Genomic DNA, 12,098 nt, shown 5'->3' with positions numbered 1-12,098 from the left:
TTACTCCTGTAACACCCAAATTGTTTCCAATGTCATATCATCAGCCCCATTCGGTACATAACCTAGAGCCTTACGATTCTCTATATATTGTAACACAGACTCACTAATCACTTCACCTACTGCTACACAAGGAATCCCTGGAGGATAATAAGCAATTGTCTCTCCTGCTATACGATGAAGTGCGTCTTGTAACCGTACTTGCTCCCGATTGGCATACATAGCATTACGAGGCGTTACTCTTACAATAGGCTCAGGCAATAAAGCTGAATCTTTGCTAAGGTTTTGCAAATTCTCATCCTTCGTATCATTTGATTCATGAGATGTACTTAACACCGTATCGCTGATAGACCGTACAGCTTGAATAAGAGCAGTTATTGACTCTTTTATATCACCAATGGTAATGAGTACTAGTATATGATGAGCCTGTACTAACTCTACCTCAATACGATGATCCCGTAACATCCGTTCAAATGCAACACCTGTAAGACCTAGTTCTTTAGCATCGATGAGTACCTTGGTACAGTCATAGTTTACCACTCGATCTTCTATGTCTCTGTATTCCATAGTAGTAATACCGGAAATCTTATGTAATTCACTACGTAAATATAAGCTCAATTCCACGGTACGACTAACGAGGTCTTCACCTACTGTAGCCAATTGATGACGCGCCATATCTAAGGATGCCAAAAAAATATAATTTGGACTTGTACTTTGTAACATTTGATGCATTTGTGTAATGCGACGTTTATTAATTCTTTCACCTTGCCCTAATAGCCACGATGTTTGTGTTAATGAGCCTACCGTTTTATGCGTGCTCTGTGCCACTAAGTCTGCACCTGCTGCAATGGCCTCGATAGGTAACGTGTTTGAAAATGGTAAATGTGGGCCGTGCGCTTCATCAACAAGAACAATCATGCCTCGTTTATGCGCTTCTTTCACAATATTTACAATATCGACACCTACACCATAATAATTTGGATACACTAAGAGAATCGCCTTAGCTTCTGGATTTGCATCCATGATTTTAACAGCATCGTCCAACGATACACCTAAGGGAATGCCCCAGCGCTCATCGAATTGGCAATCCATATAGACCGGTTTAGCACCAGATAACACAAGTCCACTAATAACTGAACGATGTGCTTCTCGAGGAATGATAATGGTTTCATCAGGACCTACAGTGCCCATAATCATCGCTTCAATTAAAGCAGTAGTACCATTAATGGAGAACCAACAATGATCAGCTCCATATAACTCAGCTGTTAAGTCCTGAGCCTCTTTTAATTCTCCTTCCGGTTCATGTAAATCATCTAAGGCATACATAACACCTAGGTCATATGGTAATGCCGGTCCCATCCAGTCTTTTAGTAGTTGAGGTGCTTCTACACCAATCTTATGGCCTGGTGTATGAAAAGGCACAAAATGTTGTTTTTTATATGATTCTAAGGCCTCTACAAAAGGCATTCTTTCTTGATTACTCATATTTACCTCGTAAAAAAGGCATGAATCTCAATGAGACTCATGCCCTTATGCATGTTATTTATCGTTGCGGACGACGCTTAGGATTGAATTGATTCATCCCTTTATCGATGCCCACCTCTAAAGTACCTAAGACTGCTTTCACAGTATCCTTGATACCTTTTTGTACCTTCTCTTGTGATTCTTCACTAAATGGTGCTAACACGTGGTCAATGACAGTCCATTGTGGTAATGGACGACCAATACCTACGCGAAAACGGGGAAAATTTTCTGTTCCTATATGGGAAATTAAAGATTTAATCCCATTATGCCCACCAGAACTACCATTTGGTCGAATACGTAATTTGCCTACCGGTAAATCCATATCATCATAAATACAATACACATCAGATGGATCAATCTTGTAGTATCGCATTAGTGGGCCTACAGATTCGCCACTTGCATTCATAAATGTTTGAGGCTTTACAAGCAATACCTTTTCACCATCTACAGTAATACTGCACACCTCTGCACGTTGTTCCTCTTTCCAAGGCGTGTGAGGTACGCTATCGGCAATGGCATCGATAACCATAAATCCAATATTATGTTTTGTCGCTTCATATTGCTTGCCTGGGTTACCAAGGCCTACTACTAACTTCAAGAATCACCTATTATTTATCAAATAAATTACTTACTGAAACTTCATGAAAGATACGCATAATTGCTTCACCCAATAATGGAGCTACAGATAGTTGCGTTACATTGTCTAATTTGCAATTTTCTGGTAATGGCATTGTGTTTGTTACGATAAGCTCTTTAATGTTGGAGTTTGCAATGCGTTCACTTGCTGGATCTGTTAATACAGCATGGGTAACAGCAGCCATAACAGATTTAGCACCAAATTCTTCTAATGCTTTAGCACCTTCTACAAGAGAACCTGCTGTATCTACAATATCATCAACGATGATACAGTTTTTGCCTTTTACATCACCGATGAGGTTCATAACTTTAGCTACGCCTGGTTCAGGGCGTTTTTTCTCGATGATTGCAATTGGCGCACCAATGCGGTCAGCCAAATCACGAGCTCTTGTAACACCGCCAAGATCTGGAGATACTACAATAACATCTTCAAGATTTTTTTCATTAATATATTTAGCTAAAATGGATGCACCATATAAATGATCTACTGGCACATCGAAGAAGCCTTGAATTTGACCTGCATGCAAGTCAATTGTTACAAGACGTGTAATACCAGAAGTTTGCATCAAGTTTGCTACTAATTTTGCTGTGATAGGTTCACGGCCACGAGTTTTGCGGTCTTGGCGAGCATAACCGTAGTAAGGAACTACAGCCGTAATATGACGAGCAGAAGCACGTTTTAACGCATCAGCCATAACCATTAATTCCATTAAATTATCGTTTACAGGATAGCTAGTTGGTTGAATGATAAATACATCTTTGCCACGTACGCTTTCATCAATCATAATTTGTACTTCGCCATTATTAAAGCGACCTACAAATGCTTCACCTAAAGGCAAACCTAAATAATCACAAATTTCCTTTGCCAATGCAGGATTCGCATTACCTGTGAAAATTTTAAGTTTTTTGCCGTCTTCAAATGCCATTTTGTTACCCTTTCATTTGTTCCTATATTGGTTACTTATCCATAATCATCCATTACAGATACACACTATTGCCTTTTTATTGTATACTATTTTGCCCAAATTGTGTTAAAAAATTATAATATTTTTTTATTTCTTTTTGAAAGTATCGTCAGTTACCCAATTTTCTTTCACAATTTGCTTGCTACGGCCCACTGCTAACGCCTTATCTGGTACATTTTTAGTAATGGTAGAGCCTGCACCTACATAGCTATAATTACCTACTGTTACAGGAGCTACTAAGTTACTATTACAGCCTACAAAAGCACCATCGCCAATGGTCGTACGATGTTTAACTTTACCATCGTAGTTTACAGTAATCGTACCACAACCAATATTAACACCAGATCCTACATCACTATCGCCGATATAAGATAGATGTGGGAACTTAGTTCCTTCTCCAACATTAGAATTTTTCACCTCTACGAAGTTACCTACATGAACCTTGTTGCCTAGTACAGTATTTGGACGTAAATGAACATATGGACCAACATCTACACCATCTTTTACTTCACAGTCATGACCATAAGTGAAGTGGATAATCGTATCATTACCAACTTTCACATTTGTTAAACGAGTATGTGGACCAATTTCACAGCGCTCACCAATTACAGTATCACCTTCGAGGATTGTACCAGGGTGCAAGATTGTATCGGCCCCTACTGTTACCTCTGGAGCTACATAAGTATTGGCAGGATCAATAATAGTAACACCAGCTGTCATTAATTCAACATTTTTACGATGCTTCAAAATAGATTCAGCTTCCGCTAATTGCAAGCGAGAATTTACGCCTAGAGACTCTTCAAAGTCCTTTGTCATATACGCGCTTACCTTGTCGCCACCATTTACAAGAATACCAACTACATCAGTGATATACAATTCACCTTGTGCATTATCATCAGATAATTGATCTAAGCAAGGCCATAATTTTTTACTATCAAAAGCATACATGCCTGTATTAACTTCTTGAACAGCTAATTCCTCCGGTTTACCATCTTTTTGCTCTACAATGCGAACTACAGAACCTTCTTCATTGCGGATAATACGGCCATAACCTGTTGGATCTGGCATATGAGCAGTTAAAATTGTCGCTGCTGCACCTGAATTTTTATGTTCTTCTAATAGTGCTTCTAAACTTTCTTTTGTAACAAGTGGTGTATCGCCACAAAGTAATAAGATAGTTCCGTCATAATCGCCAAGCACTGGTTGAGCCATTTTTACAGCATGACCTGTACCATTTTGCTCTTCTTGACGAACAAATTCAGCGCGGTCCCCCAAGTAATTTTGTACCGCATCACCGCCAAAGCCTACGATAACCACATCGCGATTTGTACCGATTGACTGAACCGTTTCAAGAACGCGCTCTACCATCGCCTTACCGCCAACCTTGTGCAATACCTTTGGCAATTTAGACTTCATGCGCGTGCCCTTACCAGCAGCTAAAATAAGGCTTGCAATATTCATAGTAATCTCCTATCTGTTATCTCTCATATATCTGACTTTTTAATAGTACTTACATCATATTAGCCCATTGTCCAATATGCGATATAAAGTCATTATATCTAACTATAATGTATCTAATATTAATTATTTATTCTTCATCAAATACTGGTTCTATGTTGATTTTCTTTGTATTTTCATCAATACCATAGAACGTAAATAGTGATTCATAATCATCGATTAATTTTGGATTTGGCTCTGCCGTTGCTACAAGAACACCGGTCCCCACAACGACACCACTCATTTCTAAAACAAGTTCTTTAAGACCTTTTGCAGTGCCACCTGCTTTCATAAAATCATCGATAATTAAGACCCTAGCATTCGGTGGAATAGCACGTTTAGTAAGCGTCATAGTTTGAATACGACCAGAGGAGCCAGTTACATAGTTAATACTAATAGCAGACCCTTCTGTTACTTTACTATCACGACGAGCAATAACGAGGGGTTTATTAAACGCTCTAGCCACCATAACAGCTAAAGGAATCCCCTTCGTTTCAACCGTCAAAATATAATCTGGATTGCGGTCCATAAAGCGAGTCATTATGATTTCCCCAAGACGTGTCATTACATGCCAGTCATACAAGATATCAGACATATAAATAAACCCACCAGGGATAATACGATCTGGTTCCATTAAACGAGCTTGCACATCTCGTAGAATATCATTTGCTTGAGTACCCTTCCGATGAGGAATAAAACGTACCCCGCCTGCCACACCAGCCACTGTTTCTAATGTGCCCAGTTGAAAGTGTTCCATAGACTGTCTAACACAGGTTAAATCTTCACTAACTGTAGATTTAGCCATGCCAAAGAAATCACAGAAATAATTTAAAGGAATCAATTTTTGCGGTGAATCAACTAACAATTTTGTCATTGCCACCATGCGTTCCACGCGCCGTACTTTATCCATAGAATTTCCTTTACCATTCATCATATAACTATTGATTACACTCATGTAACAAATGTCATGAGTTATTTCAAATATATCTATGTTTATTATACCATAATTTCCGAATATTCGAGGTTATAGAAACACTATAATTCGGCAAAATAAAAACTCTCTAGTCCTCATGTAATACTGTAAGTTTAGACCTTATAGTCTATTACACTATTATATGTACTAGAGAGTTTTTATTATAAAACGTAAACCTTCACAGTTTGACGACCAAACTGCAATGCTTCAGAACGTGAATCATAGGCTAAATCAATTCTATGACCTTTAATAGCACCACCAACATCGTCGGCTACAGCATAACCATATCCTTCAATGTATAATCTCGTACCTAATGGAATTAATTTTGGATCTACAGATACAATTCCCTTCTTCAAGCGACTACCTGTAGCCGTATAATTTCCATTTCCAGGATCTTGAGCAGAATAAGCACTAGCCTGCATAGTTAATACTCGAGAGTATTTATTCGGCACACCATCATGACTTAATGCTGTACCATGACCACCATATCGAGTCTCCAACTTTTCTAAAGCATTCATTGTTGCAGGACCAACTCGCCCATCGACAGCGAGTCCCTTTGACTTTTGAAATTTTCGTACGGCCTGTTCTGTGTTATGACCATAAATGCCATCTACAGAATCATGCAAAAACCCTTGATGCTTTAACATGGTTTGCACCTTACTTACATGGTGCCCCCGTTGTCCCTTATCAATCGTTTTTGCCAATGATACAGAAGATACCATTGTAGTCATACAAACAAGCGTACATGCAATAATTATTTTTTTTACCATATACACCTCACCTTACATTAAGTAGTATACTATACAGTATTAAATAATCTATAAACAATATTGAGATAGTAATACAAAAAATGCATGTATAATGCACTTTATTAACTACATATATATCATAGAAATCTAAGATACCAATGAAACAAAATCTCCATTATGGACTACTTTATCTAAGTAAAATGTAATTTAACATTAGATGTATGGGAGTCAATAATGGAGACTTTACTAATACTATTTAATTTTAGCAGTTATGATACAAACCAATATGGCACTCTTTACGATTAGCACCAACTATACGTAAGTATATATAACCTATAATTGCAGAAATAATAGAGCCGATTAATACCCCACCCTTAGCCATCTCTTGAGCATGACCTGGATCAAAAGCTAAAACGGAAACAAATATACTCATAGTAAAACCAATACCACATACAATGGATGTACCATAAATAAATTTCCAGTTAGCTTCTGCTGGCATAGGTACAATACCTAACTTAATCATGCCAAACATGGCACCAAAGATACCGATTTGTTTCCCTAAAATAAGACCTAGGGCAACGCCTAAAACAACTGGATGTGTTAAATCGGCTACACCAAATCCACCAAGACTTACACCGGCATTAAAGAAAGCAAAAATAGGAACAATAACAAAGCTTACCCAGTTAGATAAATAATGTTCCCAATGTTGCATTGGTCTAACATATTTACGACCAATCTTGCCCCGTTCAGGAATTGTCATCGCCAAGATTACGCCTGCCATTGTAGCATGTAAACCAGAACGAAGAATACAGTACCATAAAATTATACCAAGAATGATATAAGACAAAGATCTAACGTACCCAGACCGATTACAATAAATCAATAACCCCGTTACAACTACAGCACCGAATAAATAAAAAAGATTAAGATTTGCTGCGTAGAATATAGCAATAACAATGATGGCAATTAAGTCATCAATAACAGCTAAGGCTGTCAAAAATACTTTCATAGAGTTAGGAACTCTTGAGCCTAATGCAGTTATTACACCTATAGCAAAAGCAATATCTGTCGCAGTAGGAATAGCCCATCCATGAACGTAAACTTCACTAAATCCAGCCATAAGATAGTAAATAATAGCAGGTACTAATACACCAAATAATGCAGCAATACCTGGCATGATACGCTTAGCATTCGTATTAAGTTCGCCACTTACCAATTCACGTTTTACTTCTAATCCAACAAAGAGGAAAAAAATCGCCATTAATGCATCATTAACCCACTCCATCGTTGTTAATGGACCTAGTTTTAAATTAACCAGAGACATATATTGTGTTGCCAATGGAGAATTCGCTACGATTAATGCAATAAGTGTAGCTCCTAGTAAAACGGCAGTAGCCGAACCAGGAGAACGTAAAAATACAAATATCCGTTCCATATGATTCCTTCCTAATATAATAAGTTCATTATTTGTTCTTAATAGATCTTATTTTGTAAGCCACAATTAAAACTATAGCACCTAATAAACCAGAAATAATAGATCCTATAAAGATACCAATTTTAGACATTTCTTGAGTTACACCAGGTGGAAATGCCAATGTAGCCACAAATAAGCTCATAGTAAAACCAATACCACAAACAATGGCTGTACCATAAACCTCTGGCCATGTTGTATTAGTAGGCATCTTGATAATTTTAGATTTAACTAAAACGAAAACAGCAGAAAAAATACCAAACTGTTTACCTAAAATAAGACCTAATGAAACGCCTAGTACAACAGGATGGAATAGGTGATCAGCTGAAACATCAGCAAAGGATACACCAGCATTTAAGAAACTAAACAAAGGAATAATCAAAAAATTAACCCAATTTTTCAGTTTATCAGCCCATTTAAGCATAGGATATACTGTTTCACCATCAAGTTTACCTGTTGCAGGAATAGTCATAGCTAACACAACACCAGCGATAGTGGCATGAACACCAGACTTTAATACAAAGTACCAGAGAACTCCACCTAATACACCATATAATACAGGTCTAACATATCCCTGTTTATTAGTATACCACAATGCACCTGTAACGATAGCAGCACCAATCAAGTATGGGAAATCAACACCAGCACCATAAAAGATAGCTATAACAATAATAGCGATTAAATCATCTATAACCGCCAATGCAGAAAGAAATGCTTTCATAGCTTGTGATACACGTTTACCAAGCATCATAATAACACCTATGGCAAATGCAATATCAGTAGCTGTTGGAATCCCCCAACCATGAGTATACTCATGGACAGAACCAGCAATTAAGAAATACACTAAAGCTGGTGTCACAACGCCTGCAAAAGCAGCTAAAACAGGAAGCAGTCGTTTTGAGTTTGTATTTAGCTCACCAGAAATCATTTCAGATTTGATCTCTAACCCCACATATAAAAAGAAAAGAGCCATTAACCCATCATTTACCCATTCCAGTATATCCATAGGCCCCAAATATACGTGCATCAAGGAAAAATACTGTTCTGATAGTGGAGAATTTGCTGTAATAACACCAAGAATAGCGGCAAGTAAGAGCATAATACCGCCAGATGATTCAGACTGAATAAATGCCTTCATATGATTCATAGTAACTACCACTTTCTTTATTATAAATATAAATACAGATTTTCATACATAAAAACTATTTATTTAAATTAATTATATCATTTCATTTCGAAAATAATCAATGAACTAATGATGAAGCACGCTGAGTAGATACATGAAGAATATAATAACTTAATGATTAAATCCTCTAATTAAAGAAATAAAAAATACAACTAGAGGAATAGTTAAACAAATACCTGCTATAGTATTTATAACTGGATTGGACCAAAGAGGCATAATAAATCCAAGTAATACTAAGGTACCACAACAGATTGGTGTACGCCAAACATGTTTTATCTCAGCCGATACTTTAGATTCTGTAGCACTAGCTCTGCCAAATTTCTTTTTAATAGTCATAATAATACCAGTCACAATGCCTACAATAAGAACAATATCCCAGATGGCCCATAATATTTTAAGAGCCATCGTATTATGATTATGAATATGGAGATTAATCATTGTAGTCATGCCCATAAAATACCAGGGGATATTTTTTGTAGAATACATATCCTTAGTAGAATCAGTATATAAATTAGCATAGACTGGTTGGCCCAAGAACATAGCTGGATCATCATCATTTTCAGCACCTAAATAAAATGCATAATGATAATTATTAAATTTAGATGGATAATCTATAGATATAAGCTGACGATCTGGGTATGCTTTCATAATTCGAGAGATAGCTTCAGATGGTTGTAAAATGTCAGATTGACCAACTGAAAGTTCTTGCTTTGCAGTGTGTAGTACATCTGCATTATAGCTGTCATTAGCAATAAAAAATCCACCTATCCATACACCTGTAATACATAAGATAAATCCCCATACAGTAGCAACCATTGCAAACTCTCGATGCAATGAACTTAATTTCATATGATTTGACAATACTGCAGATTTTGCAAAACTTTTACGAAATGGACCATATAAGAAAATACCAGAAATAATCGATAAAGCACATAAAAAAGATAAAATTGTTACAATATAAATCCCAGTTTTTCCGAGATCTAATCGCGTATGTAGTTGATGAAGAGTATGTAATATACTGCGCACCCAAGGATGAGCAGATGTTTCATGATGCGTAGTAATGAGAGCTTTCGTATTAGGATTATATAATGCATAGTCACCACCCATTCCCATACGTGCTGGAGGAGCTATGGTAGCAGCTGAATCAATAATACGATAACGTAAAATATGTCCAGCCCCCATAGCAGGAGAAATATTTAAAATATCCTTAGATGGATAGGTTTGCTTAACTAATGAAGCTCCTTCATCAGCATAATTAAAAATTGACATTTCTTGTTGACTCATAGCCATAGATGATGAAGTATTGTGTGTTCCTCCTTGAGCCCATGCATTTAACTCAGTCCTAAACATAAGGATAAGCCCAGTAATACAAAACATTAAGAAAAACACTACAGATATTATAGATAACCATTTATGGATTTTATAAATCTTTGACATACATATGCCTCCTTTTCTATTACTTTATACCTCTATTGTTATAACAATACAATACAACTACCACTATAGGTATATTCATGACGACTAACTTTACTTGAATGTATAGATACATATATGATACAATATGTACATCCTGCGGGCGTAGTTCATCGGTAGAATGCGAGCTTCCCAAGCTTGAGAGGAGGGTTCGATTCCCTTCGCCCGCTCCATGCATAAAAAACCATGATGTGATATACATCATGGCCTTTTTTATATATAATGATATAATAAATATAAATTTGAATGTATTATATAATTCTTATAAGGAGCCAAATATGAAATTAAGCGCAAGAAACCAATTAAAAGGTACTATCGTAGAAATTCAAGAAGGTGCCGTAAATGCAATTGTGAAAATTAATGTAGGTAACGATAATATCATTACTGCTGACATTACAGTTCAATCTGTTAAAGAATTGGGCTTAACAGTAGGCAAAGAAGTATATGCTGTTATCAAGGCTACTAACGTAATGGTTGGTGTAGAATAATAAACCTAGAGCTGCTTAGGCGGCTCTTTTTTGTATATGATGAATTGTAAAATATATTGCGACAAATAAAAAAACTCATATTGGAGATCTCGTGTAAAATGTAAATAACCACAAATACATGACACGGAGGTCTCTAATATGAGCTATATACATCTTACCATAGAAAAACGAAGTCAAATAGAAGTTTTACGAAAAGAAGGATACTCTGTTCGTAGAATTGCTAGCTTAATCGGTGTCCACCATTCTACTGTAGCAAGAGAATTAAATCGCGTTGAAGGTGAATATTCTGCGATTAAAGCACAACAGTTAGCAATTAGTAAGTCTGCTAATAAAGGTAGACCAACAAAGTTAACACCTCAATTAGCGGCTTTAATTGAATCCAGGTTACAACAAACTTGGTCTCCAGAAGAAATAGTTGGTTCTGAATTAGTTGGGGTTCTAAGCTTTAAAACAATATATTCTTGGATCCATCGTGGTTTTCTTGCGGTAACAGAGAAAGTACTTCGCCGGAAAGGAAAAAAGCCCGGCACACAGGAAACCCGTGGACGTTTCAATGTTAAAAGGACCATTAAAGAACGACCTCAAGAAGTTGAAAACCGGGAGATTTTTGGTCATTGGGAACTAGATACAATGGTTTCTTCCAGAGGTCAAAGCAAAGGCTGTTTAGCTACATTTGTTGAACGTAAAACACGATTCTATGTGGCCATAAAAATGAATGATCGATCTAAAGATTCTATGTTTTTAGCTATTAGTTCTCTGTACAATACATTAACCAGCAAATTACTTAAAACCTTTACGGTGGACCGTGGCAAGGAATTTGCTTGCTATGAACAGGTTGAAAACGAGTTTGGAATACCCATGTATTTTGCCGATGCCTATGCAGCATGGCAACGAGGTTCTAATGAAAATAGTAATGGTTTACTTCGAGAATTTTTTCCTAAGAAAACCGATTTAACTAAAGTTACACTAGATAAACTAACAGAAGCATTAATGTTGATTAATAATCGACCTAGGAAATGCCTTGGGTTTAAAACACCATTTGACATGTTTAAACATGAGATTAGAAAATTGATTTAATTTTGTCGCATTACTTATTGCAATTCATCATATAAATAAAATCCCTAATAAGTTGTTATAAA

Annotated in this window: 11 protein-coding genes and 1 tRNA gene; 3 read left to right on the top strand and 9 right to left on the bottom strand. The window is 36.6% G+C overall.

Features of this window, described 5'->3' with window-relative positions; translation table 11 throughout:
• From ACDF53_RS06730 to ACDF53_RS06690, 9 genes are all read right to left on the bottom strand, one after another.
• Nucleotides 1-1,482, bottom strand: coding sequence for an aminotransferase class I/II-fold pyridoxal phosphate-dependent enzyme (locus ACDF53_RS06730; protein WP_370815801.1), 1,482 nt, complete (start codon nt 1,480-1,482; stop codon nt 1-3).
• Between the two features lie 58 nt (nt 1,483-1,540).
• Nucleotides 1,541-2,119, bottom strand: a complete 579-nt coding sequence (pth, locus tag ACDF53_RS06725) for an aminoacyl-tRNA hydrolase (protein ID WP_295231253.1) — start codon at nt 2,117-2,119, stop codon at nt 1,541-1,543.
• Between the two features lie 10 nt (nt 2,120-2,129).
• A complete protein-coding gene (locus tag ACDF53_RS06720) occupies nt 2,130-3,083 on the bottom strand; it encodes a ribose-phosphate pyrophosphokinase (RefSeq protein ID WP_005387130.1) in 954 nt (317 codons plus the stop codon).
• 126 nt (nt 3,084-3,209) lie between these two features.
• A complete protein-coding gene (glmU, locus tag ACDF53_RS06715) occupies nt 3,210-4,583 on the bottom strand; it encodes a bifunctional UDP-N-acetylglucosamine diphosphorylase/glucosamine-1-phosphate N-acetyltransferase GlmU (protein ID WP_370815800.1) in 1,374 nt (457 codons plus the stop codon).
• A gap of 127 nt (nt 4,584-4,710) precedes the next feature.
• On the bottom strand, nt 4,711-5,529 hold the full coding sequence (purR, locus tag ACDF53_RS06710) for a pur operon repressor (protein ID WP_370815799.1): 819 nt from the start codon (nt 5,527-5,529) through the stop codon (nt 4,711-4,713).
• 224 nt (nt 5,530-5,753) lie between these two features.
• A complete protein-coding gene (locus tag ACDF53_RS06705; RefSeq protein WP_060924827.1) occupies nt 5,754-6,362 on the bottom strand; it encodes a peptidoglycan-binding protein in 609 nt (202 codons plus the stop codon).
• A gap of 241 nt (nt 6,363-6,603) precedes the next feature.
• Nucleotides 6,604-7,776, bottom strand: a complete 1,173-nt coding sequence (nhaA, locus tag ACDF53_RS06700) for a Na+/H+ antiporter NhaA (RefSeq protein ID WP_370815798.1) — start codon at nt 7,774-7,776, stop codon at nt 6,604-6,606.
• 28 nt (nt 7,777-7,804) lie between these two features.
• Nucleotides 7,805-8,959 (bottom strand): Na+/H+ antiporter NhaA, encoded by a 1,155-nt coding sequence (gene nhaA / locus ACDF53_RS06695; RefSeq protein WP_370815797.1) that lies wholly within the window; start codon nt 8,957-8,959, stop codon nt 7,805-7,807.
• A gap of 150 nt (nt 8,960-9,109) precedes the next feature.
• Nucleotides 9,110-10,435, bottom strand: a complete 1,326-nt coding sequence (locus tag ACDF53_RS06690; RefSeq protein ID WP_370815796.1) for a PepSY-associated TM helix domain-containing protein — start codon at nt 10,433-10,435, stop codon at nt 9,110-9,112.
• Between the two features lie 135 nt (nt 10,436-10,570).
• Between ACDF53_RS06690 and ACDF53_RS06685 the strand changes: the two genes are divergently transcribed.
• The 3 genes from ACDF53_RS06685 to ACDF53_RS06675 all read left to right on the top strand — a co-directional run bounded on the left by ACDF53_RS06685 (nt 10,571) and on the right by ACDF53_RS06675 (nt 12,036).
• A tRNA-Gly gene (locus ACDF53_RS06685) sits at nt 10,571-10,644 on the top strand.
• Between the two features lie 105 nt (nt 10,645-10,749).
• A complete protein-coding gene (locus ACDF53_RS06680) occupies nt 10,750-10,959 on the top strand; it encodes a molybdopterin-binding protein (protein WP_295826099.1) in 210 nt (69 codons plus the stop codon).
• 138 nt (nt 10,960-11,097) lie between these two features.
• Nucleotides 11,098-12,036 (top strand): IS30 family transposase, encoded by a 939-nt coding sequence (locus tag ACDF53_RS06675; RefSeq protein WP_349224277.1) that lies wholly within the window; start codon nt 11,098-11,100, stop codon nt 12,034-12,036.
• The last annotated feature ends 62 nt before the right edge of the window (nt 12,037-12,098 follow it).

Source organism: Veillonella sp. (assembly GCF_041333735.1).
In the GTDB taxonomy this organism is placed as follows: Bacteria; Bacillota; Negativicutes; order Veillonellales; family Veillonellaceae; genus Veillonella.
Note: the sequence above shows the minus strand (reverse complement) of the source record. Positions and strands in the feature narration are given on the sequence as shown.